Origin of the sequence: Sinomonas sp. ASV322, assembly GCF_030908245.1 — a bacterium.
In the GTDB taxonomy this organism is placed as follows: domain Bacteria; phylum Actinomycetota; class Actinomycetes; order Actinomycetales; family Micrococcaceae; genus Sinomonas.
This window is the reverse complement of record NZ_JAVFJJ010000004.1, coordinates 140,344-165,892: the sequence shown is the minus strand read 5'-3', so window position 1 is coordinate 165,892 and position 25,549 is coordinate 140,344. Positions and strand designations below refer to the sequence as shown.

Below are 25,549 nucleotides of genomic sequence, written 5' to 3'. Positions count from 1 at the left end.
ACATTCCAACGGCCTCTCGGGTTCGAGATAGATGCAAATGCATGTATCCTGAATGAACCGAGGAAAGAGGTCATCATGCAGTTCGGAATCTTCAGCGTCGGCGACGTCACCCTTGACCCCACGAACGGCCATATGCCGTCGGAGGGCGAGCGCATCAAGGCCATCGTCGAGATCGCCAAGCACGCGGAGGAGGTCGGCCTCGACGTCTTCGCGACGGGCGAGCACCACAACCCGCCGTTCTACCCGAGCTCCCCCACGACGCTGCTCGGCTACATCGGGGCGCAGACCGAACACCTCATCCTCTCGACCACGACCACGCTCATCACCACGAACGACCCGGTCAAGATCGCCGAGGACTTCGCGACACTCCAGCATCTCGTGGACGGCCGAACTGACCTCGTCCTGGGCCGCGGCAACACCGCGCCCGTGTACCCGTGGTTCGGCAAGAACCCCCAGGACGCGCTCGAGCTCACGATCGAGAACTACGCCCTCCTGCGCCGGCTGTGGGACGAGGACGTCGTCGACTGGAGCGGCAAGTTCCGCACTCCGCTGCACAACTTCACGGCGACCCCGCGCCCGCTCGACGGCGTGGCCCCGTTCGTGTGGCACGGCTCGATCCGCACGCCGCAGATCGCCGAACTCGCCGCGTACTACGGCGACGGCTTCTTCGCGAACAACATCTTCTGGCCCAAGGAGCACTACATCCGGCTCATCAACCTCTACCGCGAGCGGTTTGAGCACTACGGCCACGGCAAGGCGCATCAGGCGGTCGTCGGCCTCGGCGGGCAGTTCTTCATCCGGAGGAACTCGCAGGACGCCGTGCGGGAGTTCCGTCCGTACTTCGACAACGCACCCGTCTACGGCCACGGGCCGTCGCTCGAGGACTTCACGGCCCAGACGCCGCTCACGGTGGGCAGCCCCGACGAGTTCGTCGAGAAGACGCTCGCGTTCCGCGACTACTTCGGCGACTACCAGCGCCAGCTGTTCCTCGTCGACCACGCGGGCCTGCCGCTCAAGACCGTCCTCGAGCAGCTCGACCTCCTTGGCGAGGTGCTCCCCCAGCTGCGGGCCGGATTCGAGGAGCGTCGCCCCGCGGACGTTCCCGAGGGGCCGACGCACGCCGCGCTTGTCGCACAGCGCGCGGCCTCTGCGGCCGCCGAGCCAGCGGAAGCCGAGGCGACGCGGTGACCCCATCCGAGCGCGCAGCGCAGACCGCGCCGGTTCGCGTGACGGCATCAGGGCGCGAGACGGCATCAGTGCGCGAGACGGCCCAGGCGTGGGAATCGCTCTTCCGGGCCCAAGTCGCGGTCATGCGGAGGCTCCAGGCAGACCCCGCCTTCAAGGAGCTCGGCATCAAGGAGTACGACGTCCTCTTCACCCTGACCGGGTGTCCCGAGGGCGGGCTGCGACTCAACGAGCTCAACGATCACGTGCTCCTCGCCCAGTCGAGCCTGAGCCGGCTCGTCGAGCGGCTCGAGCGGAAGGGGCTCGTCACCCGTCGCGCGGCCCCCGACGACGGCCGGGGGACGCTCATCGCGCTCACCGAGGAGGGGTGGGCGACGCAGAAGCGGATCGGCCGCGCTCACGTCCGCGAGATCGCACGGCTCCTGGGCGGGGCGCTCGACGGCGGAGAGCTCGCCGAGCTCACTCGGCTCACCGGGCGGCTGCGCGACCACGTCGTCGAGCACCACCCGCTCTGAGCCAACGCCCCCAAACGGCGCCCCACCCACGGGACGTGACCCCCAAACCGCGCCACACCCACGGGACGTGACCCCCAAACGGCGCCCCACCCACGGGACGTGACCCCCAAACCGCGCCACACCCACGGGACGTGACCCCCAAACGGCGCCACACCCACGGGACGTGACCCCCAAACCGCGCCACACCCACGGGACGTGACCCCCAAACGGCTCAGGCGAGGACGAGGAGCTGCTCGGGATCCTCGCGCGGGAGATCGGCGTCTGCCTCGGCCGAGACGGAAAGCCGGCGGAGTGCGAGGCTCCCGCCGACCGTCGAGAGGAACGCCGTGTCCGACGAATCCCGGCCGGAGGTGATGCGGAGCATCCGGGAGCGTGGCGCGAGGCCCGTGGGGTCGATGACGTGCCATGCGCCCTCGACGTAGGCCTCGGCGACCGCATGGAAGTCCATGGGCTTGAGCCCCGGCGCGTAGACGGCCGTGAGGCGCGCGGGGACGTCTTTGCCGCGCAGGAGGGCGATGGCGAGGTGGGCGTAGTCGCGGCACACGCCGCGACGGTGCAGGAGAGTCTCGACGGCCCCGTCGGTCCCGCGCGACGAGCCCGCCACGTAGGAGAGCTGATCATGCACCCACGTCCGCACGGCAGCGACGAGGTCGGCTCCCCCGAGAGAGCCGAACTGGCCGTAGGAGGTCGGCAGGAGCCGGTCGCTCTCGGCGTAGCGGCTCGGTCGCACGTAGCGGATGAGGGCCATCTCGTCGACGGGCTCGGGCTCGGCGTGCCCTCCGATCGCGGCGCGGTATTCGACCTCGACGTCGGATGGCTCCTCGAGCTCGAAGACGTGGAACCGCCCGCCGTGCCCGTCCACGAGCTCGCGCCACGGGACAGGATCGCCGCCGACCGTGATGGAGAGGTCTTCGTCAAAGGACGTGTAGCCGGGGTTTCGCGCGGCGGCGACGGCCATCGCGACTTTCGTCCGCGCCACGGTGGTGAAGGAGAGGCGGGCGCCGACAGTGCGCAGCATGGTGCTCCAGTGGGGCTAGGAGTTCTTCGTGAACTTCAGCGACATGATCATTCGCTGGGCGTCCGCAAAGTCCCCCGAATCCTCAACATATGCGGATGCCTGAGCAAGCGTATCGAAAGATTGCAGGGGAGCAACCTTGGCCTCCGGCGCGAGCGGAGCGAGCTCGAGCACGTCCGAGAACGAGTACCCGCCGACGCCCGCGGGACCGGGCACGACGTTCCGCAGGCGGCACGCTTTCCCGTCCTGCGCGGCCGTGGGGACACCCACGAGCCCGAACGAGCCGAAGTACTTGTAGCCCTGGATCACCCTGAACACGAAACGCGGCGAGATCGCATCCGGCCCATCTGTGAACGGCACGCTCACGGGCAGGCTGTTGAGCACCGAATAGGCCTTGGCCTGGGCCGGATCGCATGGCGCCTGGCTCGGGATGGGGAGGCCGGTCTGGAGCGCCGCGACGAAGGTTCCGTCCGCCTTCTTGACGTCGAAGTGCAGGGCTCCCGAGGATGACCCCGCGGCCGGGGGGCCGGCTTGGACGATCCATTGGGCCGGCAGCTCGAAGCTGATCGCCTTCCCGGGGTCCGTGAACGTCTTCCATTCGGCGGACGTCGCGCCGGGCGACGGCGTGCCGCTCGCCGAGGCGCGCGCGGAGCCGCCCGCCGTCGGGCCCGCCCCGGCGGAGGAACCGCTCGGACCGACCGGGGTCCACGAGGGAGAGTTCTGGCCGGATCCGCACCCCGCGAGCGTGGAGACGGCACAGGATGCGGCAAGGAAGGTCGCGAGGGCGAATCCCATCACGCGGAGTCGAGACGCCATACAGCCACCCTAGCGAACCCGGCGCGGAGTACTCTGGCGCCATGCGTGACGAGCGAGGCGAAAGCACGGACAGCGAGAACGCGGGCGGCGAGAATACAGCCGCCAACGGCACAGCACAGTGGGAGCAGGACGACGGCGAGGCCGGGCTGTCCATTCCAGCCCACCAGATCGCGGACTGGCGACTGCGGATGTTCGCCGTGTACGCCGCGGTGCGCGCGGCGCCGTCGTCGTCGGAGGCCCACGCGCTGTGGTGCCGCGAGCGGGATGCGCTGTTCGGCGCCCACCCCGCCTCCGCCCTCCTGCCGGCGGACCGCGCGGCGTTCCGCGGCCTGCGCGTGGCACCTTATGACCCTGCCTTCCGTTTCGAGCTCCCGCTCGCGGCCGAAGGCGCCGGGCAGGAGCGACCGGTGCAGACGGGCACCGACGGCGTGGTCCCGTTCGTGCGGCTCGGAACGTTCGAGGTTCCGGGCCTCGGCAGTCTCGCGGCCTGGAAGCATGCGGGCTATGGAGGCGGCGTCTTCGTGCCGTTCCGGGATACGACGGCGGGCCGCCCGGGCGGCTCCTACGGAGCGGGGCGCTATCTCATCGACACGATCAAGGGCGCGTTCCTCGGAGCGCGGGACGCCGATCCGACCGCCGAAGCCTCCGGCGCGGACGAGGGAACCCTCTACGTCCTCGACTTCAACTTCGCGTACAACCCGTCGTGCGCCTACAACGAGGCGTGGGCGTGCCCGCTCCCCGGACCGGAGAACCGCATCAGCGCCGACGTGCCGGTGGGCGAGCTGTACCCGTTCCTGTAAACCTCGTCGGGACGTTCCGGGACGGCCGCACGACGGGGCCCCGTACGCCTACGATGTCCGAATGACTTCGGCTTCCCGCACTCCCCTGCGCATCGCGCGCGTCCGCCCCCTCGATGCACCGGCGGATCGCGAGCCCGAAGCGTTCTTTGTCGCGTGCGACGCCGACAACTTCGAGGCGCCCGAGGGACGCCGCTGGACGGTGACGACCACGCCGTTCCCGGCGTCGCCGTCGAACGCCGCCTCGCCGGGCCGGCCCGGCTGGGAGGAGGGCGACGTCGTCGACCAATCGTCATTCGCCTTCCTCTCCCCCTGTGTGCCGGCCAACGTGCTCGGGATGGCCCACAACACCGGGGCCGCGGGCCGTGCGCTCCCGCCGCAGGCGTTCCACAAGGCCGCGACGAGCGTGATCGGCCAGGGCGATGCGATCGAGGTCCCGGCGGACTCCCGAGTCGAGCCGGAGGCCGAGCTTGCGATCGTCGTCGGCCGGCGCGCCCGCGGCCTCACGCTCGACTCCGCGATGGACGCCGTTCTGGGGTTCACGATCGGCAACGATGTGACCGACCGTGCCGCGCAGGCGACGGACGAGCTGTGGATCAGCGCGAAGAGCGCGGACACGTTCTCGCCGCTCGGCCCGTGGATCGTCACGCGGCGCCCCGGCGCGGACGCCGAGGTGCGGGTCGCGATCGACGGCGAGCCGCTGCCGGCAGGGCGCATCGCCGACCTCGGCTGGGGCCTCGAGGAAATCCTCGTGTACGCGAGCTCGCTCATGACGCTGCACCCGGGCGACGCCATCCTGAGCGGCTTCCCCGGTGCGGCGGCCCCGATCGTGGCGGGCAACGTCGTCGAATGTTCGGTAGGCGGGATCGGCACCCTCCGCAACCGCGTCATCGCGGTGCCGGTGTCATCGCCGTCTGCCTAGCCGATGTCCCGAGCAGGTTGACACCCGAGTGTGATGGGTGCCATAGTCGAGGCGTGAACCTGTCAGACAGCCGGACACTCCGACAGGCGGACGAGCCCTCAGCCGCCGCGGCCGCCCGCCGGCCCCTCGCCCGCATGAGCGCGGCCGAGGCCGTGCTGGCCGAACTGCGCGCCGAGATCGAGTCCGGCGGCGTTCCCGTGGGCGCCAAGCTCCCTTCCGAATCCACCCTCGCGAGCCGCTACGGCGTGAGCCGCTCGGTCGTCCGCGAGGCGCTCCGCTCGTGCGCGGCCCTCGGACTCACCGAAACGCACACGGGCAAGGGCACGTTCGTTGTCTCGGGCCGCGTCTCGGGGGACCTCGTCCTCGGGCGCTATTCGGCCCGCGACCTCACCGAGGCCCGGCCCCACATCGAGGTGCCCGCCGCGGGACTCGCGGCGACCCGCCGGAGCGAGGAGGACCTCGCCACGCTCAAGGGCATCCTCGCGGACATGGCCCTCGAAGACGACCCCGCCACATGGGTCGCCCTCGATGCGACGTTCCACGGACTCATCGCCCGCGCGAGCGGGAACAAGGTCTTCGAAAGCGTCGTCGCGGATCTCCGCGACGCGCTCTCCCACCAATCCGAGACGCTCAACCTCGTCGCGGACCGCAAGAGCGCGTCCGACGTCGAGCACCGCAAGATCCTCGCGGCGATCGAAGCCGGCTCATCCGACGCGGCGAGCACCGCGATGGCCGAACACCTCGCCGCCGTGAACGCCGCCCTCGGCACGCTCGCGAACCGCTAGCCCACCCACACCCGATTGCCCGCCGCCAACCCAGGCCCGCCCTCGATTTCCGAGCCCACCCTCCCAGCCCCCGAAAGAGCCATGCCCTTCGCCTCCGACAGTGCCCCCTCGGTGTCCGACTCGCCCGCGACGCCGGTCTCCACGGTGCATCTCCCGCCCGCCCTCCCGGCACATGCCCCGCTCGCCGTGCAGACCCGCGGCGGCCTTGTCGAGGGCGTCCACTATGGGAGCGTCGCCGCGACCGATGCCGAGGGGCGTCTCATCTGGGAGGCCGGGGACGCGAGCGCGCTGTTCTATCCGCGCTCGGCCCTCAAGCCGCTTCAGGCCGTCGCCCTGGTCCGCGCGGGCCTGAGCGTCCCGTCGGAGCTCCTCGCCCTTGCCGCGGCGAGCCACAGTGGCGCGGCGGAACACCGCAAGGGGACGCTGCGCATCCTCAGCCTGCACGGGCTCGATGTCACCTCGCTCGAGAACACGGCCGACCTGCCGTACGGAGTCGCCGAACGCGAAGCCTGGCTGCGCTCCGGCGGCTACGCGGACCGCGTGTGCCAGAACTGCTCCGGCAAGCACGCCGCGATGGCGGCCGTGTGCACGCTCAACGGCTGGTCGGTCGCGGGCTACCTCGACCCCGAGCACCCGCTCCAGCGGCTCGTCGCGGCCACCGTCGCGGAGCTGACCGGCGAAGACCCCAGCGCGTGGACGACCGACGGCTGCGGGACGCCGCTCCCCGCCGTGAGCCTCGCGGGCATGGCGCGCGCCTACGGAAGGCTCGCCCTCGCGGGGGCGAACGACGACGGCGCCGCTCACCCGGGTGCCGAGGCCGCCGTCGCCCGCGCGATGTCCGCGCACCCCGAGATGGTCGCGGGCGAAGGCCGCGACGTCGCCCGTCTCATGCGGCTCCTTCCCGGCGCCGTGGCCAAGGACGGGTTCGAGGGCGTCCAGCTCGTGGGCCTGCCCGACGGGCACGCCGTCGCGGTCAAGATCTCCGACGGCGGGGACCGCGCCCGCATGCCCGTCGCCGTCCGCACCCTCAAGGCCCTCGGTATCGCCGAGGCCGCCCCCGGCGGAGCCTTGTCCCCGCTCGCCGAGTCCCCCGTGCTGGGCGGCGGCCGGCCCGTCGGCACGTTCGCAGCGCTTGAGAGCGCCTTCTCCCGCGCCTGACCCACCCAATCCTTACCCCACCTCCCACCAGCCACACGTATCGCCACTGCACGAAAGGCCTCCTCATGACCTTCGCGACTGGGACGCTCACCGAAGAGCAGCTCGCAGACCAGAGTCGCGGACGCGGCTACCGCCTCGACCACGACCTGCTCGGCGACCGGGAGATCCCCGCCGACGCCTATTGGGGCGTGCACACGCTGCGCGCCGTCGAGAATTTCCCGATCACGGGCCAGCCGCTCTCGACGAATCCGCACCTCGTGCGCGGACTCGCGGCGGTCAAGCTCGCGGCCGCCCGAGCCAATCAGGAGCTCGGGCTCCTCGACGCCGAGCGTGGGGCCGTGATCGAGGAGGCGTGCTTCGAAGTCCTCGGCGGCAGGCTCGGGGACCAGTTCGTCGTCGACGTCGTGCAGGGCGGGGCCGGCACGTCGTCGAACATGAACGCGAACGAGGTCATCGCGAACCGCGCCCTCGAGCTCCTCGGCCGCGATAAGGGCGACTATGCGGCCCTCCACCCGAACGACCACGTCAACCTGAGCCAGTCCACGAACGACGTGTACCCGACGGCCGTGCGCGTCGCGACGGTCTTCGGGATCGAGGAGCTCCTCGCGGCGCTCACCGAGCTCGAAGATTCGTTTGCGGAAAAAGCCGCCGAGTTCCGCACGGTAGTCAAGATGGGCCGCACCCAGCTCCAGGACGCCGTGCCCATGACGCTCGGACAGGAGTTCGGGACCTACGCCGTGACGATCGGCGAGGATCGCGAGCGGCTGCGGGAGGCCTCGAAACTCGTCCACGAGATCAACCTCGGGGCCACCGCGATCGGCACGGGCCTCAACGCCCCCGCGGGCTACGCGGAGGCCGCGTGCCGTCATCTCGGCGAGGCCACGGGCCTCCCCCTCGTGACCGCGCCCGACCTCATCGAGGCCACCCAGGACATGGGCGCATTCGTGCACCTGTCGGGTGTCCTCAAGCGCGTTGCCGTCAAGCTCTCGAAGATCTGCAACGACCTTCGGCTGCTCTCGTCAGGTCCCCGCGCGGGCCTCGGCGAGATCAATCTGCCGGCCGTCCAGTCGGGGTCGTCGATCATGCCCGGCAAGATCAATCCGGTGATTCCGGAAGTGGTCAGCCAGGTCGCCTACGAGGTGATCGGCAACGACGTGACCATCACGATGGCCGCCGAGGCCGGTCAGCTCCAGCTCAACGCGTTCGAGCCGATCATCGTGCACAGCCTCCACAAGAGCATCACGCACCTCGAGGCCGCGTGCCGCACGCTCACGGCGCGCTGCGTGCGCGGCATCACGGCCAACGACGAGCGGCTGCGCGCGAGCGTCGAGCACTCGATCGGGCTCGTGACGGCCCTCAACCCTTACCTCGGCTACGCCGCCGCGACGTCGATCGCCCAGGAGGCGCTCGCGACCGGTCGCGGCGTGGCGGAGCTCGTGCTCGAGCGCGGGCTCCTCACGGCCGAACGCCTCGAAGAGCTGCTCAAGCCCGAGCGGCTCGCGAACCTCACCGCCTGATTCAGGGCGCCTCACCCACACCTCCCGTACCACCCTCCCCCTCCCGTATCACCTTCCCGAGAAAGGACAGCAATGTCCTCGCTTGACTCTGCCCAGAACCCTGTTCCCGACCATCTCGAGGACGGCGGCCACGCGCATTCGGCCGACCACGTCATCCACGCCGAGGACGCCGGCTACCACAAGGGCCTCAAGGCCCGCCAGATCCAGATGATCGCGATCGGCGGCGCGATCGGCACGGGCCTGTTCCTCGGCGCGGGCGGGCGCCTGGCCGCGGCCGGGCCCTCGCTCGTGCTCTCCTACGCGATCTGCGGCGCGTTTGTGTTCCTGATCCTGCGGGCCCTCGGCGAGCTCGTGCTCCACCGGCCGTCGTCGGGCTCGTTCGTCTCCTACGCCCGCGAGTTCTTCGGCGAGAAGGCCGCCTACGTCTCCGGCTGGTTCTACTGGATCAACTGGGCCATGACCACGATCGTGGACACCACCGCCGCCGCCCTGTACATGAACTTCTTCGGCCGCTACGTGCCGTGGATCGCCGCCGTGCCGCAGTGGGCCTGGGCCCTGATCGCCCTGTGCCTGGTCCTGGCCCTGAACCTGGTCTCGGTCAAGGTCTTCGGTGAGATGGAGTTCTGGTTCGCCCTGATCAAGGTCGCCGCCCTCGTGGGCTTCCTCGTGATCGGAATCTACTTCGTGGCCTTCGGCACCCCCACCGGCTCCCCGACCGGGTTCAGCCTCATCGCCGACCACGGCGGCCTCTTCCCGACCGGCTTGGCGCCGATGATCCTGCTCATGCAGGGCGTCGTGTTCGCCTACGCCTCCGTCGAGCTCGTCGGCACCGCCGCCGGGGAGACGGAGAACCCGGCCAAGGTCATGCCCAAGGCCATCAACTCGGTCGTGGCCCGCATCGCCGTGTTCTACGTCGGCTCCGTCATCCTGCTCTCCCTCCTGCTCCCGTACACGGACTACCAGAAGGGCATCAGCCCGTTCGTGACGTTCTTCGGGCACATCGGCGTCGGCGGCGTCGACGTCATTATGAACCTCGTCGTCCTCACCGCCTCCCTGTCCTCCCTCAACGCCGGCCTCTACTCCACCGGGCGCATCCTGCGCTCCATGGCCGCCGCCGGCTCCGCCCCCAAGTTCGCGCTCCGGATGAACAAGGCCGGCGTGCCCTACGGCGGCATCGCGATCACCGCCGTAGTCTCGCTGCTGGGCGTGCCGCTGAACTACCTCGTGCCCTCCGACGCGTTCGAGATCGTCCTGAACGTGGCCTCGGTCGGGATCATCAGCACCTGGGCCACCATCGTCCTCTGCCAGATCGCCCTCCAGCGCTGGGCCAAGAAGGGATGGACCACCCGCCCCGCGTTCCGGATGCCCGGCGCCCCCTACACGGGCTACGTCACGCTCGCGTTCCTCGTCGTCGTCCTCGTCATGATCCTCGCCGACTCCCCCTGGACCCTCCTCACCACCGGCATCGCCGTCGTCCTCATGGTCATCGGCTGGTACGCGAGCCGCGACCGCATCCGCGCCATCGCTGCCGCCCGCGACGGCTACACCGGAACCGCCCCCGTCATCGCCAACCGGCCGTCCCCGAAGCAGCGATAATCACTTCTCCGGCACAGGCCAACCACAGCTGGCCGTGAGAAGGTAGACGCATGGATCAGCCGTGGACTTCGCGAGAGGCCCCTTCGGCACCAGCGCGCACCGCGCTGGCCCCGAAGGGGCTTCGGCGTGTCCCGGGAAGCCTGCTCGAGGCCGCCTGGCGGCGCCCCCTGATCCGCCAGCTCACGCGTTTCACGGGCGTCGGGATCGTGTGCACCGTGACCTCGCTCGCCCTGTACGCACTGTGCCGCCCTTGGCTCGGCCCTCAGCTGGCGAATGCCGTGGCCCTCATCGCGACATCCGTCATGAACACGGCGCTCAACCGGCGCTTCACGTTCAAGATCACGGAGCGGCGGGGCCTCGCGCAGGATCACATCCATGGCCTAGTCGCGATGGGCGTCGCACTCCTGCTCACGAGCGGGAGCCTGTGGGCCCTCCTCTGGCTCAATCCGGTGGCCGGCGTTGCGGTCGAGCTATGGACGACGACGATCGCCGGCTGGGTCGCGACCGCGGTCCGGTTCACGCTCTTGCGGCACTGGATTTTCCGCCGCGCGCGGAACGCCTGACGTTGCATATACCGCGCGGCGCTCTCCGCGCGTGGTTTTATCGCGCGGCGCTCACCGCGCGTCGTCATTATCGCGCGGCCCTTATCGCGCGGCGCTCACCGCGCGTCGTCATTATCGCGCGGCCCTCACCGGGCGTCGTTTTATCGCGCGGCGTTTCATCGCGCAGCGCTCACCGCGCGTCGTCCCACCATGCGAGGGCCCGGGTCGCGTAGAACGTGAGCCACGGCGAGGGCTGCCCCGGAGGAACGTCGACGTCGAACCACGCGCGCCCGGGGAGCCGTTCCTCCTGGAGCCACGTTCCGTCATCCCGGCGGGCCGAGCGGACGAGCTCGACGGCTTCGCTTGCACGAAGATCGGGCCCGGTGCCGTCATGGAGGGATGCGGAGCGGAAGTAGTCGATGGCCTTGAGCGCGCTGTACCTCCAGCGGAACGGGTAGGCGAACGTCGAGACCCAGGGGGCGACGATCTCGCCCGTCGATTTCCGGTGCAGGAGCCTCCGTTCGAGCAAATACTCCTCGCCGGCCTTGCGCGCAGCGCGGAGGCCGTCGCTTCGGCCCGCGGCCCGCTCGTATTCGAGAAGGCCACTAAGCGTGTTGAGCGTCGAGTGGAAGGACGAACGCACAGACCCCTCGACCCACTCGCAATTCCACCCGCCGTCGTCGAGCTGGTGATCCACGAACCACGTGGCAAGGCCTGAAACGTCCGCTCCGAGCCACGCGCCGTTCGCGAGCGTGTAGGCGTTGATGCAGCAGTCCACCTCGCCGGCCCAATACGGCATTCCGTTGTACTCCCACCGGCTGTTGGCGGCGAGGCGTTCGGCGGTCCCCGCAAGCGTGGCGGGATCGAGCCCCCATTCGCGCAGGGCGTTGAGCGTCCACGTCGTGGCCGTCCACGGCTGCCCAGCCCCTTCGGCCGCCTCGGGCCCGTGAAAATCGAAGTTCCCCGGGAAGAAGGCGCCGCCGTCCCACTGGCCGTCGGAATCTTGGAGCGCGAGGAGGCGGGCGCCGAACCCCTCCGTCGCGACGCGCTGGCGGGTCGGCTCCCAGACGGAAGGCGACGCCCCGAGGAGGTCGCGTTCGACCTGCCAGCGAAGCGCGGGATCAGTTTCGAGGAGCCACTTCATGGAGCGTGCCACGACCATTTCCTCAGGCTACTCTTCACGTCCGCCCCGCCCCGAGCTTCAGGGTCCTTGCTGAAGCTTCAGGGTGCTTGCTGAAAATGTCGGTCCCCTGGTGGAGACTCAAGTCATGGCTTTCGGGGGGCGTGATCAGCAGACGGTCTCGTCGGCCGACCCGCTGGGGACGGACGGCTGGGACTTCCGCGCGGACCCCTTTGCCCATCTCGTCGATCCGCCCTTGGCGGACCCCGCGCTCTTCGAATCGCCCGAGGAGGACGACGGCGAGGCCGATGCACTCTGGGAGGCTGCCCTTTCGCCAACGGCGCTCATGGCTCGGGCGCGTTCACAGCGAGCCGACGCGCTCGTCGCAGAGCTGTTGATGATCGATGCCGAGCAGGCCAGGCTTGACACTCGCAAGGCCGTGGTGCTTGCAGCGCTCACGGCTGCAGTGGGCGGATCGTCCGAGAACCCTGTTCACCGGCTCGAGGCGCCCAACGTCGCCGCGTCAGAGCTCGCCGCGGCCTTCCGGGTCTCCCAGCGAACAGCCTCCGCTTCGGTCGCTGAGGCCCTCGCCATCACGGGTCCAGTCTGGAGACCCGTCCTCGACGCCATGGCGGCCGGTGATCTCCCCCGCCGTCGCGCCACGGTGATCCTCGATGCGGCCGCGCCCGTTCCTCGCGAACGCCTCGAAGAGTTCGCGGCGAGGGCGATCGGAATCGCCTGCCCTTCCGATCCCGAACAGATCCCCAGCCAGGGCGCGTTGAAGCGCCGTCTGCGTCGTCTGGCTGACATGTGCGCGGGCGAGCCGCTCTCTGTGCGAAAGGAACGAGTCGCGTCCCATCGCCGTGTCGATCTCGAACCGGCCCAGGACGGCATGTGTTGGCTCTCGGCTTACCTGCCCCTGGAAATGGGGGCGGCGATCGATACTCGGCTGGAGGCCATCGCCCGCTCGCTCCAAGGCCCCGAGGAGCAACGCACGGTCAACCAGCTGCGCGCCGACGTCTTCGCGGATCTCCTCGCCGGCGGTGCGCTTGCCGGCGGTGCGCTTGCCGGCGGGGCGACGACGACCGAGGCTCCCTCGGCATCGCCGCCAGCAGGCGGCGTGCGCACCGAGCTCATCGTGACCGTTCCGGCGCGCACGCTCTCCGGCGACTCTGACTCGCCCGGCGAGATCGTGGGCTATGGGGCCATTGATCCGAACGCCGCGAGGCTTCTCGCGTCCGAGGCAACAACCTGGACGCGGCTATTCGTCGATCCAGAAGACGGCGCCCCGCTTGCCTTGGGTCGACGACGTTATGCGCCGACGCTCGCCATGCGGCGTTTCCTCGGGGCGCGGGACAGGACCTGCCGATTCCCGGGCTGCGACAAGCCGGCGGCGGCGACGGAAGCGGACCACACCTGGGAATGGTCCGAGGGAGGCACGACAGACACCAGCAACATGGCTCTCCTTTGCCCACAGCATCACAGGCTCAAGACGATCGGGCAGTGGTGCGTGCGGCAGGTCGACTCCAGTTCCCCGCCGGGAACCCTGGAATGGAGGGCACCTTCCGGCCGCAGGTACATCACGTATCCAGAAGGAGATCTGCCGCCTCCGTTCTAACGGCAACCAGCACCGCGGAGATCAGCACCGCGCAGGCAGGATCAGCACCGCGCAGGATCAGCACCGCGCAGGACCAGCACCGCGCAGCAGGACCAGCACCGCGCAGCAGGATCAGCACCGCGCAGGACGGCAGTGGCGGTACCGCTCTACGTGCGGGCGATGCCGACGACGGCGGCGTACGCGCCGGCGAGGGCGAGCGCGGATTCGGCCAGCTCGCCGTCGGTGATCGTCGTGGGCAGGGTGAGGCGCACGGCGGTCTGAGCGGTCTCGGCATCGAGGCCGAGCGCGAGCAGGACGTGCGATGGGTCGCTCGAGCCCGCCGCGCAGGCCGAGCCCGATGAGCAGACGATGCCCCGGCGTTCGAGCTCGAGCAGCACCGACTCGCCGCTCACGCGCGGGAAGCAGAAGGACGCACTGCCCGGCAGCCGATTCTCGGCGTCGCCCGTCAGGAGCGCGTCCGGGACGAGCTCGAGGACGCGTCCGACAAAGTCGCTGCGCAGCGCGGCAAGGCGGGGCGCCGTCGTCGCCCGTTCCTGCTCGGCGAGCCGCAGCGCTGTGGCCAGCGCGACGGCGCCCGCGACGTTCTCCGTGCCCGAACGCAGGCCGCGCTCCTGGCCGCCGCCATCGACGAGGGGCTCGACACTCACGCGGCCCGCGACGTAGAGCGCTCCGACTCCCTTGGGGGCACCTACTTTGTGCCCCGAGATGCTGAGCGAGTCGACGCCGAGCTCGCGCACGTCCAGCGGAAGGGCACCCGCGGCCTGGACGGCGTCGGTGTGGAACGGCACGCGCGCCGCGCGCGCGATCTCGGCGAGCTCGGCGATGGGCTGGACTGTCCCGACCTCGTTGTTCGCGTACATGATCGAGGCGACGGCCGTCTCGGGGCCGATCGCGCCCGCGAACGTCTCGGGCGTCACCCGGCCCGCAGAGTCGACGGGCACGACATCGACGGCGAAGCCATGCAGCCGGGCAAGGCTCCGCGCCGATTCGAGGACGGCGGGATGCTCGACGGCGCTCACCGTCACGCGCGTGCGGCGCGGATCAGCGGCGCGGCGGGCCAGCGCGATGCCCTTGACGGCGAGATTGTCCGCCTCGGTCCCGCCGGACGTGAACGTCACCTCGCCGGCGCGGCAGCCGAGCACGCGGGCGACGTCGGCGCGGGCCGCCTCGAGTGCGGTGCGGGCGCGCTCGCCGAGTTCGTGGTGGCTCGACGCGTTGCCGAAGTCGCCCGTGAGGTATGGCCACATGGCCTCAAGCGCCTCACGGCGCACGGGGGTCGTCGCGGCGGCGTCGAGGTAGATCATGACCGGAGGCCCTCCGCTCCCACGCCCGCGGCGTCGAGCACGACGTCGAGCCCAAGATCGAGGTTCACGACGGAATGGGTGAGCGCCCCGACCGAAATGACGTCGACGCCGGTCGCCGCGATCTCCGCGACCGTGTCGAGGTTGACGCCGCCGCTTGCCTCGACGATGGCACGGCCCGCGACGCGCGCGACGCCCTCACGGAGCATCGCCGGCGTGAAATTGTCCAGCATGATCGTGTCCACCCCCGCGGCGAGCACCGGTTCGATCTGCTCGATGGCGTCGACCTCGACCTCGAAATGCGTCGTGTGCCCGAGCCGCTCGCGCGCGGCGCGCAGGACGTCGGTGAGGCGGGCGGGGTCGCCGCCGGTCAGGACGGCAAGGTGGTTGTCCTTGGCCATGACGGCGTCGGAGAGGCTGAAGCGGTGGTTCCGGCCGCCGCCGCAGCGCACTGCGTAGCGCTCGATCTCGCGCAGCCCCGGCGTCGTCTTGCGCGTGTCCACGATGCGGGCCCGCGTGCCCGCAGTGAGCGCGACATAGCGCGCCGTCAGCGCCGCGATCGCGCTCATGCGCTGGACGAGGTTGAGCACGACGCGCTCGGCCGTGAGGACCGGCTGTGCACGCCCCGAGACTCGTGCGAGGACCGCGCCAGCCTCGAACGCCTCGCCCTCCGCAACGAGCAGCTCGATGCGGGCCTCGGGATCGTGGAAACGGAAGCCGGCCTCGATGACGGGACCGCCGGAGAAGACTCCTGGGACCCGGGCACGAAGCTCCGCCGTCGCGCGGGCCGCCTCGGGGATGAGGGCCAGCGACGTCACGTCGCCGTGCGGGGCGTCCTCGGCGTAGGCGAGCTCGAGCACGGAGCGCAGGGCAAGCGCGGGCAGCGGCATGGGCGGCAGCGGCAGGGACGGCAGCGGCAGGGACGGCAGCGGTGCGCGCGTCGTCTCAGGCATGCGGGCGTCCGGGAGGGTGTGGTGCTGGGCGTTCACGCAAGGCTCCTTCCCGCGAGCGCGGTCTCGCGGACGACGTCGATTCCGGCTTCCGTGGCGCCGTCACGAGGGCGGCGCCCGGGAAAGTCGAGGCGGTAATGGGCGCCGACGGACTCGTCGCGGGCCCCGGCCGCGGCCACGAGGAGTCGGCCCGCGACGAGGAGGTTCGCGGTCTCGGGGTCGTCGGAGCGCCATCCGGCGAGCGTGGTGGCGGCTCGGGCGAGGCCTTCGGCGTCGCGCAAAACGCTCGCGTCCGCCTCCATGACGGCGGCCAGCTCGGCGCGGCCCTCGGGCCCGACGAGCTCGCGCGCGTCGGCGTCTGGCTCAGCGTCGAGCGCGAGGAGGGATGCGGCCCGTGGCTCCGGCCTGCGCCACGCGCCGCCGGCCGCGGCGACGAAGCGCTCGACGGCCCGGGCGGCGAACACGACCCCCTCAAGCAGGGAGTTCGATGCGAGGCGATTCGCCCCGTGCACTCCGGTGCAGGCGACCTCGCCCGCGGCGTAGAGGCCGGGGACGCTCGTCGCGCCGTCGAGATCGGTGGCGACGCCGCCCATCCAGTAGTGCGCGGCCGGGCCGATCGGGAGGAGGTCGCGGCGCCAGTCGTAGCCCGCGGCGCGGGTCATCGCGTCAAGACCGGGGAAGCGCTGCGCGAGGAAGCCCCGGCCGCGGGCTGCTTCGAGCCCGGTCGCGTCGAGATACGCCTGCCCGCCGCCAGCGCGTCGGTGAAGGGCCAGGGCCCGCGAGACGGCGTCGCGGGGCGCTAGCTCGCCGAGCGGGTGGTAGTCCGCGACGAAGCGCCGTCCAGACGCGTCGCGGATCACGGCTCCCTCGCCGCGCACGGCCTCGGACACGAGCGAGGAGCGAAGGACCCCATCCGGGCCCGCGATCTGAAGGGCGGTGGGGTGGAACTGATAGAACTCGAGGTCACGCAGTGTCGCGCCCGCGCGGAAGGAGAGCGCCACGCCGTCGCCCGTCGCGACCGCGGGGTTCGTGGTCTGCGAGAAGAGCTGGCCCGCTCCCCCGGTGGCGAGGAGCACGGCGTCGGCCGCCACGCGCCGTCGTGCGCCGGGGCCGTTTGCACCCGCCTTGCTCTCACCCGCCGCGGCGAACTCGACGCCGGCGACCGCGCCGCACTCGATCATCACATCCGTAACCTTGGCACCCTCGATCACGCGCACGCGGCCAGCGGCCTCGAGCCCGCGGAGCCGCGCGATGAGCGCGCGCGTGATCCCCGCGCCGCTCGCGTCGCCGCCAGCGTGCAGGACGCGCGGAAACGAGTGGGCCGCCTCGAGTCCGAGGGCGAGCCGCCCGTCCGCGTCGCGGTCGAACACGACGCCGTGGGCGAGGAGCGCGTCCACCGCGCGGGAAGCGCGGGCGCACATGGCTTCGACGGCGCTGCGAGTCCCGAGCGCGGCACCCGCCGCGATGGTGTCCGCGACGTGGCTCTCGACGCTGTCGCCGGGTGCGTGCTGGCCCTCCGGCAGGACGGCCGCGAAGCCGCCTTGGGCGAACATGCTGTTGCTGTCGCCGAGGCGCGCCTTCGTGAGCAGGACGACGTCGGCCCCCGCCTCGGCGGCGGAAATGGCGCCGAAGAGTCCCGCGACGCCGCTTCCGACGATGGCCAATCTGCGTCCGATGGCGAGCGTGCGCCCGGTCGCGAGCCTCGTCACGGCCGGGCCGCCAGCATGCGCTCTAGCGCGACGCGCGCCGTCTCGGCGACCCCCGCGGGCACCTCGATGCGGTTGCGGATCTCCCCATCGACGAGGCCTTCGAGGACCCACGCGAGGTAGCCCGGGTGGATGCGGTACATCGTCGAGCACGGGCAGATGACCGGATCGAGGCAGAAGATCGTGTGCTGCGGGTACTCGGCCGCGAGGCGATTGACGAGGTTGACCTCGGTGCCGATTGCGAAGACTGTCGGCTCGGTCGCCGCGGCGATGGCCTTGCGGATGTGGTCGGTCGAGCCGTACTCGTCGGCGGCGTCGACAACCTCCATGGGGCACTCGGGGTGCACGATGACCCGCACGCCCGGGTACTCGGCGCGGGCCTTCTCGATCTGCGCGACATTGAACCGGCGATGCACGGAGCAGAAGCCGTGCCACAGGATCACGCGGGAATCGCGCAGCGTCTCGGGGTCGGTGCCGCCCCACGGCTTGCGCGAGCTCCACATGGGCATCTGCTCGAGCGGGACGCCCATGGCCTTGGCCGTGTTGCGGCCGAGGTGCTGGTCCGGGAAGAACAGGACGCGCTGGCCTCGCTCGAACGCCCACTCGAGCACCGTCGCGGCGTTCGACGACGTGCACACGATCCCGCCGTGCTCGCCGCAGAAGCCCTTGAGGGCCGCGGACGAGTTCATGTACGTGACCGGGATGATGGGGACGCGGCCGTCGACGTCCGGCTCGGTGCCGAAGAGCTCCTCGAGCTGGTCCCAGCACTGCTGGACGGAGTCGATATCCGCCATGTCCGCCATCGAGCAGCCCGCGGCGAGGTTCGGGAGGATCACGGCCTGGTCGTCGCGGGAGAGAATGTCGGCGGTCTCGGCCATGAAGTGCACGCCGCAGAACACGATCGCCTCGGCGTCCGGGCGCGTGAGGGCCGCGTTCGCGAGTTGGAAGGAGTCGCCCACGAAGTCGGCGTGCTCGACGACCTCGTCGCGCTGATAGAAGTGGCCGAGCACCACGACGCGCTCCCCGAGGGTCTCCTTGGCGGCGAGGATGCGCGCGTGGAGTTCGTCGTCGCTCGCGTCCTTGTACTCCTGCGGGAGCTGGCCCTGACGCGGGGTCGACGCCGGGGCGATGTCCGCGCTTGATGCGCCCGGCCCGTAGGCGGGCAGGCCGCGAAGGGCCTCGGCGGCGTCGAACTCCCACGGGCCCTTCGCAAGGTCGGTGCCGCACGTGCTTACGCCACCCGTGGCGGACCGGCGCTCTGCCTCGACGCGCGTGATGAGGCTGATGGCGGTGGCGACGGACGTCATGGGGTGCTCCTTGAGGTGGACGGGTGCGGATGGTCTGATGCGGGATACGGCGTCGGCGGCCCGACGTATCGGTAGAGGCGGGGTGGCCGGTGCCGCCCGCCCTCGAGAAACTCGTCGGTCGCCTCGATCTGCGGAGTCGACGTGAGCTGGCGACGGAAGTTCGCGGGGTCAAGGGTCCGGCCGAGGATCGCCTCGTAGACCTCGCGGAGCTGCGCGAGCGTGAACCTCTCGCCGAGGAAGTGATAGGCAATCTGCGCGTATTCGATCTTGTTGCGCAGGCGCCACAGCGCGTAGTCGACGATCTCGCGGTGATCGAACGCGAGGCCGCCCTCGCCCTGCCCCGCCGTATCGGCACGGTGCCACGCGACGTTGTCGGTCTCGCTGTCGACGAGGAGCACCGCCTCGGTCGGGCGGACGAGCGCCCAGTACACGATCGAGACGACGCGCTGCGCCCCGCGCTCGGGGCGGCTCGAGCGGTCAAGGCCACCGAACGCGTAGAGCTGTTCGAGATACTCCGGGGCCAGGCCGGTCGTCTCGAGCAGGTTCCGCCGAGCGGCGTCCTCAAGCGATTCCGTCGATGTCAAGGGGCCGCCCGGCAACGCCCACTGGCCCTTGAACGGCTCCTTCACGCGCCGCACAAGCGGAAGCCACAGCGTCGGCTTGCCGGACGCCCGACTCGGCCTGAGCGCGAAGATCACCGTCGAGATGGCGAGCGTCGGCGGGAGCTGAGCGCGCTCGGAGACGTTCGCCCCGAACGGGCTCGGGTAGGTCGTGCTCATGGTGCCCCCTTCCGTTCGCCGGTCTTGTTCATCGGAGCTTCCGTTCACCGACTGTTAAAGTCAGCGTGACTCTAAGTGATGATACGCCGGCGCGAGGCCGCAGGCAAAAGGTGACGCCCCGGCGTCGGCCGCGGGCCCCGCGAGCCCCGCTAGCCGCGCGCCGCCGCCTCGAGGAGCGGAAGGGTGCGGCCCTCGAAATGGGTGTTGAGGACGATCACGCTCGAAGACCGCACGATCGCCTTGGTGGCCATCATGATGTCGAGAACGCGCTGCAGATCCGAGTTGGAGCGAGCCGCGATGCGCGCCATGAGGTCGCTGTCGCCCGAGACCGTGTGGACCTCGATCACCTCGGGAATGTCCGCGAGGGCCCGCGAGACGGCATCGTGACCGAGGTCCTGGCTGATGGTCAGGAAGCAAAAGGCGACGACGGGGAAACCGAACGCTCGCGGCTCGGGCTGCGGCACCCAACGCCCGATGACGCCGCTCGCGCTCATGCGGTCGAGCCGCGCCTGGACGGTCGCCCGCGCGACCTTGAGAATCCGCGACGCCTCGAGCACCGACATGCGCTGCTCCTCGGAGAAAAGACGCACGATCTTCGCGTCGAGCTCATCAACCCGCATGGCCACCTCTCGTGTCCGACTACCCCGCCGGACCCCTTCGAGGCGATGCTACAGATTGATGCCAGCTCCGGTACAGACTGCGCATTCTGCTCAGCGTCACATGGCAGACGCCTCGGTAACAAAGCAGTCTGCGCAGCGGCGTGATACGCGCCACACAAGCGCGGAAATACGCGCTATTCTCGACTCCGTCCCCGGCTCAGCGCACACCCCAGCGCGGCCACCCAAGAACTGAAGAGAGTCAATAACTCTATGCAGACTGCAGATGCGACAGGGCGCACCGACCAAGCGAAATTGACGACGACGTCGACGCTTGGGGCAGCACTCAAGCCCAGGCAGCTCACGATGATGGGCCTCGGAAGCGCGATCGGCGCTGGCCTGTTCATCGGATCGGGGGCTGGCATCCAAGCCGCCGGCCCCGCCGTCCTCCTCTCCTACCTCGTCGCGGGCACGCTCATCATCCTCGTGATGTGGGCCCTCGGCGAGATGGCCGCCGCAAACCCCAACAGCGGCGCGTTCTCCGTCTACACCTCGCGCGCACTCGGCCCCGTGGCCGGCGCGACGGTCGGCTGGCTCTGGTGGATCCAGCTCGTGGTCGTCATCGCGGCGGAGGCCCTCGGCGCGGCGGGGCTCCTCGCGACCGTGTTCCCAGCGCTCCCCGTATGGCTCATGGCCCTCGTTTTCGTTGCGGCGCTCACGGCGGTCAACCTCACCCGGGTCAAGAACTTTGGCGAGTTCGAGTTCTGGTTCGCCCTTCTCAAGGTCGCCGCGATCGTGGGCTTCCTCGTGATCGGCGCCGCGCTCCTGTTCGGCTGGGTCCCGGGCATCCCCTCGCCCGGCGTCGCGCACTTCGGCGGGGACTCGTTCGCACCGCACGGCTTCGCCGGCATCGCCACCGCCCTCTTCGTCGTGGCGTTCGCGTTCGGCGGGACCGAGATCGTCTCGGTCGCCGCGGCCGAGACCCGCGATCCGGCACGCAGCGTCGGCAAGGCCGTCCGCACCGTCGTGTGGCGCATCCTCGTGTTCTACGTGGGCTCGATCTTCATCATCGCGGCCGTCGTCCCGGTCGGCTCGGCGGGGCTCAAGAGCCCGTTCGCGGCCGTTCTCGACGCCGCGGGCATGCCCGGCGCTGCGACAGCGATCACACTCGTCGCCGTCGTCGCGCTTCTCTCGGCCCTCAACGCCAACCTCTACGGCGCGTCTCGCATGGTGTACTCGCTCGCCGAGCGCGGCGAGGCACCCCGTGCCCTCGCCTCGCTCACGACGTCGCGGGTTCCCGCGGCGGCGGTCCTCGCGAGCGTCGCGTTCGGGGTCGTGGCGACGGTGCTCGAGATTGCCTTCCCGGACAAGGTCCTGCCCGTGCTGCTCAACATCGTCGGCTCGACATGCCTCATGGTGTGGGGCTCGGCCCTGCTCTCGCAGCTAGTGCTGCGGCACCGAGCGGACCGCGACGGCGTCAAGCTGCCGCTGCGCATGGCGGGCTTCCCGTGGCTCACGGTCGTGGGCCTGACGATCCTCGCGGCGATCTTCGCGGTCGGCCTCGTGGGCGAGGACTCGCGCCCGCAGCTTCTCAGCACGTTCGCCCTCGTGGCAGCCATCGCGGCAGGCTGCGGGCTGCGGCGGCGGGCGGTGGCCGCTAAAGTCTGACGGGCCCCGGCCCGCCAAACGGCGATGCTCCGGGTTTCGGGCTTCGCCCTTGCGCTCCGGCGCGGGGCAGAGTCCGAAAACCCGGAGCTTTTCCTTTGGCTAGGCACTATGCAGCGTGACCCGGGCCACATTCCAGGCATGGGAGACAGCTTGTATAGAAAAAACAATAGATGTTGCACATCTTGCGCGGCGATCGTACCGTCGAGCTATGCAGACTTTAGGAACACGACCGACGACGGCGGGCCGCGCCGGCCTCGCCGGCGCACCTCGGGAGCCACTCCCCGAGCTCCCCGCGGTGGAAGCTGCCACGGGAGCCGAGCTCGCCGAGCTCTATCGGCTCATGACCGCCGTCCGCCAGCTCGACGTCGCAGCCATCTCGTGGCAGCGCCAGGGCATCCTCCCCGCGTACGCGCCCGAGCTCGGCCAGGAGGCCGCGCAGGTCGGCTCGGCTCTCGCGCTCGACCCCGCCCGCGACTTCGCCTTCCCGACGTACCGCGAGCTCGGCGTGGCCCGGGCGTTCGGCGTCGACATGGTCGAGTACATGTCCACCCACAAGGCCACGTGGCACGGCGGCCTGTGGGACGCAGCCGCAACGCATCTCGCGCCCATCCAGGCCGTTGTCGCGGGCTCGGTGCTGCACGCGGTCGGCTGGGCCCATGGGCAGACTCTTGAGGCGCGCAGCGCGGCCAACGGCCCGGCCAACAGCGCCGCCGGCAGCGCGGACGGCCTCCCCGTCGCCATCACCTACCTCGGCGACGGCGCCTCGAGCCAGGGCGACGTCCACGAGGCCATGAACTTCGCCGCCGTGTTCAAGGCCCCTGTGGTGTTCTTCGTGCAGAACAACGGCTGGGCGATCTCGGTCCCGACCGAGAAGCAGGTTGCCGGCGGGAGCGTCGCGGCGCGTGGGGCGGGCTACGGCATCCCCGCAGTCCAGGTGGACGGCAACGACGCCGCCGCGGTCCTCGAGGCGACCCGGCGCGCCGTCGCCCATGCCCGCGCCGGCCACGGCCCCGCGATCGTCGAGGCGATGACGTACCGCCGCGGACCGCACGCGACCTCGGACGATCCGGGCCGCTACCGCTCACTCGACGAGGAGCGCGAGGACGCCGGCGCCGACCCGATCGCACGGCTCCGCGAGCGGATCCTCGCCGAGGGCGTCGCGACGGAGGCGGCCCTCGCCGAGGCGGACGCAGCCGCCGCCGCGGAAGCGGAGGCGTTGCGCCTCGGCGTCATCGCACTGGGGCCCCGCCCGGGCGCCGAGATGTTCGACCTGGTCTTCCAGGAGCCCACCGACGAGCTGAAGCGCCAGAAGGCTGCTTGGCGTGAGGAGTCCGAGCATGAGTGAGACGCTGACGGTGTCCAACAACGGCGTGGCCCCCGGGGCCTCCGCAACCCTCGAGCTCTCCCTCCAGGGCGCGCTCAACCTCGCGCTCGACGAGCTCCTCGCGGAGGACCCCAAGGCGCTCGTGCTCGGCGAGGACGTCGGCACGCTCGGCGGCGTGTTCCGCGTGACGTCGGGCCTCGCCGCGAAGCACGGCGCGGAGCGGGTCTTCGACACGCCGCTCGCGGAGTCGGGGATCCTCGGCATGTCGATCGGCCTCGCGATGGCAGGGTTCCATCCCGTCCCCGAGGTCCAGTTCGACGGCTTCGCGTATCCGGCCGTCAACCAGATCGTGTGCCAGCTCGCCCGCATGAACTACCGCAGCCGTGGAGCCGTCCCGATGCCGGTGACGCTCCGCGTGCCGAGCTTCGGCGGCATCCGCGCCCCCGAGCACCACGGCGAGAGCCTCGAGGCGCTCTTCGCGCACGTCCCCGGCCTCAAGGTCGTCTCCCCCGCCGACCCGCAGCAGGGCTACTCGCTCCTCAAGGCCGCAGTGCGCATGCCGGACCCAGTCATCTTCATGGAGCCCAAGTCCCGCTACTGGCAGAAGGGCCTGGTCGTCACGGAGGCGGCCGCGAACCTGGGCACAGCAGACGACGGCGGGGACGCGCCGTCGTCCGCCGAGATCACCGGCGCTGGCCTCACCGACGCTGGCCTCACGGGCGCGCGCATCGCACGACCCGGTCGGCACCTCACGCTCGTCGCGTGGGGCGCGATGGTGGCCCGCTGCCTCCAGGTCGCCGAGCTCGCGGCGGAGGACGGCATCGACGTCGAGGTCCTCGACCTTCGCTGGCTCAAGCCCATCGACGCCGACGCCTTGGCGACGTCCGTCGGGAAGACGCGGCGCGCCGTCGTCGTCCATGAGGCCCCGCGCACGTCCGGCCTCGGCGCCGAGGTGGCCCAAATCATCACCGAGCGCTGCTTCGGAACCCTCAAGGCACCCGTTGAGCGCGTCACAGGCTTCGACGTACCGTATCCCTCAGGTGACCTGGAGGACGAGTACATTCCGAACATCGACCGGATCCTGTTCGGCATCCAACGAGTATTGGAGTACAAGCGTGGCTGAGCTTCCCTTCCCCCTTCCCGACCTCGGCGAAGGCCTCATCGAGGCGACCGTCCTCGACTGGCTCGTCGCCGAGGGCGACCAGGTCGAGCGGAATCAGCCGCTCGTCGAGGTCGAGACCACGAAGTCCTCACTCGAGCTCCCGTCGCCGCAGTCCGGCAAGGTGCTCAAGCTCTACGGCGCCCCCGGCGACGTCATCAAGGTCGGCGAGCCGCTCATCGTGTTCGAGGTCCCGGACGATACGGCCGGGATCGTCGGAACGGTCCCGAGCGAGGAGGCGCCGAAGCGGCGCGTCCGGCTGAGCGCCAACCTCGACGAAGACTGATCGAACAAGAACACCAGAACGAGGGATGGGCGGGACCATGACGATGATGACCGGACGCCACGAGGGACCCGCGACACACCACACGGTCGAGGGGACCGATCCGGGCCTGAATGTGCAGGTCTTCGAGCCGGAAAGCCCCGCGGAGCTCCCGCCCGTCCTGCTCATCCACGGGTTCGCCTCGTCTGTTGCACTCAACTGGGAGCAGAGTGGATGGATCGCGGCGCTCCTCGACGCGGGGCGGAGGGTCATCGCCGTCGACCTTCCGGGGCACGGGCTCAGCACCGCGCCCGAGGATGTGGACTCGTACTCGCCGAGCCGCATCCGCGCTGACCTCCTGCAGATCGCCTCGGACGCGGGTGCCCGGCCGATCGCGGCCGGGCACCCGTCGAGCGGCCTCGACGTGATCGGCTATTCGCTGGGTTCGCGGCTCGCCTGGGAGTTCGGCGCGACCCAGCCCGCGATCGTGCGGCGGATCGTGCTCGGCGGGCCGAGCCCACGCGATCCCCTCGCGGAATTCGACCTCGTGGCTGCCCAGCGGTTCCTCGCCGACGGCACTCCCATCGAGGACGAGTCGACCGCAACGCTCGTGACCATGGCGCAGGCCTCGCCAGGATCGGACATGTACGCCCTCCTCTCCCTCGTCGAGGCCGTCAAGGAGGAGCCCTTCGACGCGGCCGAGGCCGTGCCGAGGCAGCCCGTCCTCGTGGTTGCGGGCGAGAAGGACGAGCGCATCGAGGGGCTCGAGGCGCTCCACGCGCTCGTACCGCAGGCGCAGGTCCTCGTGCTCCCGGGGCGCAACCACGTCAATGCGGTCACCGCCCGCGCCTTCAAGCAGGCGGCGATCGCGTTCCTCGCCGAAGGCTAATCCGTCCAAAGGTCACCTAACG

At 70.6% G+C, this 25,549-nt stretch carries 24 protein-coding genes; 15 read left to right on the top strand and 9 right to left on the bottom strand.

Annotation, left to right across the window (positions count from 1 at the left end; translation table 11 throughout):
• Positions 1 to 75: 75 nt before the first annotated feature.
• Positions 76 to 1,188, top strand: coding sequence for an LLM class flavin-dependent oxidoreductase (locus RBS12_RS07430; RefSeq protein WP_307965437.1), 1,113 nt, complete (start codon positions 76 to 78; stop codon positions 1,186 to 1,188).
• A 38-nt stretch (positions 1,189 to 1,226) separates the two neighbouring features.
• Positions 1,227 to 1,700: a MarR family winged helix-turn-helix transcriptional regulator gene (locus tag RBS12_RS07425; RefSeq protein ID WP_307965660.1), complete on the top strand. Its 474-nt coding sequence runs from the start codon at positions 1,227 to 1,229 to the stop codon at positions 1,698 to 1,700.
• Positions 1,701 to 1,911: 211 nt separating this feature from the next.
• Here the strand turns inward: RBS12_RS07425 and RBS12_RS07420 are convergent, their stop codons facing one another.
• Both RBS12_RS07420 and RBS12_RS07415 read right to left on the bottom strand, forming a co-directional pair.
• Complete coding sequence (locus tag RBS12_RS07420; protein WP_307965436.1) at positions 1,912 to 2,718, bottom strand: transglutaminase family protein; 807 nt, start codon at positions 2,716 to 2,718, stop codon at positions 1,912 to 1,914.
• 15 nt (positions 2,719 to 2,733) lie between these two features.
• A complete protein-coding gene (locus tag RBS12_RS07415; protein ID WP_307965435.1) occupies positions 2,734 to 3,531 on the bottom strand; it encodes a hypothetical protein in 798 nt (265 codons plus the stop codon).
• 188 nt (positions 3,532 to 3,719) lie between these two features.
• On the opposite strand from RBS12_RS07415, the gene RBS12_RS07410 reads away from it, so the two are divergent.
• The 7 genes from RBS12_RS07410 to RBS12_RS07380 all read left to right on the top strand — a co-directional run bounded on the left by RBS12_RS07410 (position 3,720) and on the right by RBS12_RS07380 (position 10,869).
• Positions 3,720 to 4,331: a DUF1684 domain-containing protein gene (locus tag RBS12_RS07410; RefSeq protein WP_307965659.1), complete on the top strand. Its 612-nt coding sequence runs from the start codon at positions 3,720 to 3,722 to the stop codon at positions 4,329 to 4,331.
• Between the two features lie 61 nt (positions 4,332 to 4,392).
• Positions 4,393 to 5,250, top strand: coding sequence for a fumarylacetoacetate hydrolase family protein (locus RBS12_RS07405; RefSeq protein WP_307965434.1), 858 nt, complete (start codon positions 4,393 to 4,395; stop codon positions 5,248 to 5,250).
• 53 nt (positions 5,251 to 5,303) lie between these two features.
• Positions 5,304 to 6,035, top strand: coding sequence for a FadR/GntR family transcriptional regulator (locus RBS12_RS07400; protein ID WP_373886492.1), 732 nt, complete (start codon positions 5,304 to 5,306; stop codon positions 6,033 to 6,035).
• An 81-nt stretch (positions 6,036 to 6,116) separates the two neighbouring features.
• Positions 6,117 to 7,193 carry an asparaginase gene (locus RBS12_RS07395; protein WP_307965433.1) on the top strand — a complete coding sequence of 359 codons (1,077 nt, stop codon included), beginning with the start codon at positions 6,117 to 6,119 and terminating at the stop codon, positions 7,191 to 7,193.
• 65 nt (positions 7,194 to 7,258) lie between these two features.
• Complete coding sequence (locus tag RBS12_RS07390) at positions 7,259 to 8,710, top strand: aspartate ammonia-lyase (protein ID WP_307965432.1); 1,452 nt, start codon at positions 7,259 to 7,261, stop codon at positions 8,708 to 8,710.
• Positions 8,711 to 8,782: 72 nt separating this feature from the next.
• Positions 8,783 to 10,306, top strand: a complete 1,524-nt coding sequence (locus RBS12_RS07385; RefSeq protein WP_307965431.1) for an amino acid permease — start codon at positions 8,783 to 8,785, stop codon at positions 10,304 to 10,306.
• Positions 10,307 to 10,356: 50 nt separating this feature from the next.
• On the top strand, positions 10,357 to 10,869 hold the full coding sequence (locus RBS12_RS07380) for a GtrA family protein (protein WP_307965430.1): 513 nt from the start codon (positions 10,357 to 10,359) through the stop codon (positions 10,867 to 10,869).
• A 169-nt stretch (positions 10,870 to 11,038) separates the two neighbouring features.
• Here RBS12_RS07380 and RBS12_RS07375 read toward each other — a convergent pair whose 3' ends face one another.
• Positions 11,039 to 12,010: a squalene cyclase gene (locus RBS12_RS07375; protein ID WP_307965429.1), complete on the bottom strand. Its 972-nt coding sequence runs from the start codon at positions 12,008 to 12,010 to the stop codon at positions 11,039 to 11,041.
• A 106-nt stretch (positions 12,011 to 12,116) separates the two neighbouring features.
• Here RBS12_RS07375 and RBS12_RS07370 point away from each other — a divergent pair, with 106 nt between their 5' ends.
• Positions 12,117 to 13,586 (top strand): DUF222 domain-containing protein, encoded by a 1,470-nt coding sequence (locus tag RBS12_RS07370; protein WP_307965428.1) that lies wholly within the window; start codon positions 12,117 to 12,119, stop codon positions 13,584 to 13,586.
• Positions 13,587 to 13,732: 146 nt separating this feature from the next.
• Here the strand turns inward: RBS12_RS07370 and RBS12_RS07365 are convergent, their stop codons facing one another.
• The 6 genes from RBS12_RS07365 to RBS12_RS07340 all read right to left on the bottom strand — a co-directional run bounded on the left by RBS12_RS07365 (position 13,733) and on the right by RBS12_RS07340 (position 20,249).
• Positions 13,733 to 14,890 carry a cysteine desulfurase family protein gene (locus RBS12_RS07365; RefSeq protein WP_307965427.1) on the bottom strand — a complete coding sequence of 386 codons (1,158 nt, stop codon included), beginning with the start codon at positions 14,888 to 14,890 and terminating at the stop codon, positions 13,733 to 13,735.
• Positions 14,887 to 15,786 carry a carboxylating nicotinate-nucleotide diphosphorylase gene (nadC, locus tag RBS12_RS07360; RefSeq protein ID WP_307965657.1) on the bottom strand — a complete coding sequence of 300 codons (900 nt, stop codon included), beginning with the start codon at positions 15,784 to 15,786 and terminating at the stop codon, positions 14,887 to 14,889. The genes RBS12_RS07365 and nadC overlap by 4 nt, the downstream gene beginning before the upstream one ends.
• 86 nt (positions 15,787 to 15,872) lie before the next feature.
• Positions 15,873 to 17,546 (bottom strand): L-aspartate oxidase, encoded by a 1,674-nt coding sequence (nadB, locus tag RBS12_RS07355; RefSeq protein ID WP_307965426.1) that lies wholly within the window; start codon positions 17,544 to 17,546, stop codon positions 15,873 to 15,875.
• The gene (gene nadA, locus RBS12_RS07350) at positions 17,543 to 18,850 is read right to left on the bottom strand and encodes a quinolinate synthase NadA (protein WP_307965425.1); all 1,308 of its coding nucleotides are present in this window, start codon (positions 18,848 to 18,850) and stop codon (positions 17,543 to 17,545) included. Before nadA ends, nadB begins: the two co-directional genes overlap by 4 nt.
• Complete coding sequence (locus tag RBS12_RS07345) at positions 18,847 to 19,629, bottom strand: NUDIX domain-containing protein (RefSeq protein ID WP_307965424.1); 783 nt, start codon at positions 19,627 to 19,629, stop codon at positions 18,847 to 18,849. Before RBS12_RS07345 ends, nadA begins: the two co-directional genes overlap by 4 nt.
• Positions 19,630 to 19,778: 149 nt before the next feature.
• Entirely contained in the window at positions 19,779 to 20,249 is a 471-nt protein-coding gene (locus tag RBS12_RS07340) for an Lrp/AsnC family transcriptional regulator (protein ID WP_307965423.1), read from the bottom strand.
• A 249-nt stretch (positions 20,250 to 20,498) separates the two neighbouring features.
• Here RBS12_RS07340 and RBS12_RS07335 point away from each other — a divergent pair, with 249 nt between their 5' ends.
• The 5 genes from RBS12_RS07335 to RBS12_RS07315 all read left to right on the top strand — a co-directional run bounded on the left by RBS12_RS07335 (position 20,499) and on the right by RBS12_RS07315 (position 25,527).
• Positions 20,499 to 21,893, top strand: a complete 1,395-nt coding sequence (locus RBS12_RS07335; RefSeq protein WP_307965421.1) for an amino acid permease — start codon at positions 20,499 to 20,501, stop codon at positions 21,891 to 21,893.
• Positions 21,894 to 22,233: 340 nt separating this feature from the next.
• Entirely contained in the window at positions 22,234 to 23,238 is a 1,005-nt protein-coding gene (locus RBS12_RS07330; protein ID WP_307965656.1) for a thiamine pyrophosphate-dependent enzyme, read from the top strand.
• On the top strand, positions 23,231 to 24,340 hold the full coding sequence (locus RBS12_RS07325) for an alpha-ketoacid dehydrogenase subunit beta (protein ID WP_307965419.1): 1,110 nt from the start codon (positions 23,231 to 23,233) through the stop codon (positions 24,338 to 24,340). The genes RBS12_RS07330 and RBS12_RS07325 overlap by 8 nt, the downstream gene beginning before the upstream one ends.
• Positions 24,333 to 24,662, top strand: coding sequence for a biotin/lipoyl-containing protein (locus RBS12_RS07320; RefSeq protein ID WP_307965418.1), 330 nt, complete (start codon positions 24,333 to 24,335; stop codon positions 24,660 to 24,662). The genes RBS12_RS07325 and RBS12_RS07320 overlap by 8 nt, the downstream gene beginning before the upstream one ends.
• A 46-nt stretch (positions 24,663 to 24,708) precedes the next feature.
• Complete coding sequence (locus RBS12_RS07315; RefSeq protein ID WP_307965655.1) at positions 24,709 to 25,527, top strand: alpha/beta hydrolase; 819 nt, start codon at positions 24,709 to 24,711, stop codon at positions 25,525 to 25,527.
• Positions 25,528 to 25,549 lie beyond the last annotated feature (22 nt).

What these genes read in the sequence shown, in the direction of transcription:
- RBS12_RS07340 (WP_307965423.1), bottom strand. Translation starts at nt 20,249, where the DNA reads ATGCGGGTTGATGAGCTCGACGCGAAGATCGTGCGTCTTTTCTCCGAG.
- nadA (WP_307965425.1), bottom strand. Translation starts at nt 18,850, where the DNA reads ATGACGTCCGTCGCCACCGCCATCAGCCTCATCACGCGCGTCGAGGCA.
- RBS12_RS07330 (WP_307965656.1), top strand. Translation starts at nt 22,234, where the DNA reads ATGACCGCCGTCCGCCAGCTCGACGTCGCAGCCATCTCGTGGCAGCGC.
- RBS12_RS07430 (WP_307965437.1), top strand. Translation starts at nt 76, where the DNA reads ATGCAGTTCGGAATCTTCAGCGTCGGCGACGTCACCCTTGACCCCACG.
- RBS12_RS07370 (WP_307965428.1), top strand. Translation starts at nt 12,117, where the DNA reads ATGGCTTTCGGGGGGCGTGATCAGCAGACGGTCTCGTCGGCCGACCCG.
- RBS12_RS07395 (WP_307965433.1), top strand. Translation starts at nt 6,117, where the DNA reads ATGCCCTTCGCCTCCGACAGTGCCCCCTCGGTGTCCGACTCGCCCGCG.
- RBS12_RS07345 (WP_307965424.1), bottom strand. Translation starts at nt 19,629, where the DNA reads ATGAGCACGACCTACCCGAGCCCGTTCGGGGCGAACGTCTCCGAGCGC.
- RBS12_RS07325 (WP_307965419.1), top strand. Translation starts at nt 23,231, where the DNA reads ATGAGTGAGACGCTGACGGTGTCCAACAACGGCGTGGCCCCCGGGGCC.
- RBS12_RS07410 (WP_307965659.1), top strand. Translation starts at nt 3,720, where the DNA reads ATGTTCGCCGTGTACGCCGCGGTGCGCGCGGCGCCGTCGTCGTCGGAG.
- RBS12_RS07405 (WP_307965434.1), top strand. Translation starts at nt 4,393, where the DNA reads ATGACTTCGGCTTCCCGCACTCCCCTGCGCATCGCGCGCGTCCGCCCC.
- RBS12_RS07335 (WP_307965421.1), top strand. Translation starts at nt 20,499, where the DNA reads ATGCAGACTGCAGATGCGACAGGGCGCACCGACCAAGCGAAATTGACG.
- RBS12_RS07365 (WP_307965427.1), bottom strand. Translation starts at nt 14,890, where the DNA reads ATGATCTACCTCGACGCCGCCGCGACGACCCCCGTGCGCCGTGAGGCG.
- RBS12_RS07390 (WP_307965432.1), top strand. Translation starts at nt 7,259, where the DNA reads ATGACCTTCGCGACTGGGACGCTCACCGAAGAGCAGCTCGCAGACCAG.
- RBS12_RS07385 (WP_307965431.1), top strand. Translation starts at nt 8,783, where the DNA reads ATGTCCTCGCTTGACTCTGCCCAGAACCCTGTTCCCGACCATCTCGAG.
- RBS12_RS07375 (WP_307965429.1), bottom strand. Translation starts at nt 12,010, where the DNA reads ATGGTCGTGGCACGCTCCATGAAGTGGCTCCTCGAAACTGATCCCGCG.
- RBS12_RS07315 (WP_307965655.1), top strand. Translation starts at nt 24,709, where the DNA reads ATGACCGGACGCCACGAGGGACCCGCGACACACCACACGGTCGAGGGG.
- RBS12_RS07420 (WP_307965436.1), bottom strand. Translation starts at nt 2,718, where the DNA reads ATGCTGCGCACTGTCGGCGCCCGCCTCTCCTTCACCACCGTGGCGCGG.
- RBS12_RS07415 (WP_307965435.1), bottom strand. Translation starts at nt 3,531, where the DNA reads ATGGCGTCTCGACTCCGCGTGATGGGATTCGCCCTCGCGACCTTCCTT.
- RBS12_RS07380 (WP_307965430.1), top strand. Translation starts at nt 10,357, where the DNA reads ATGGATCAGCCGTGGACTTCGCGAGAGGCCCCTTCGGCACCAGCGCGC.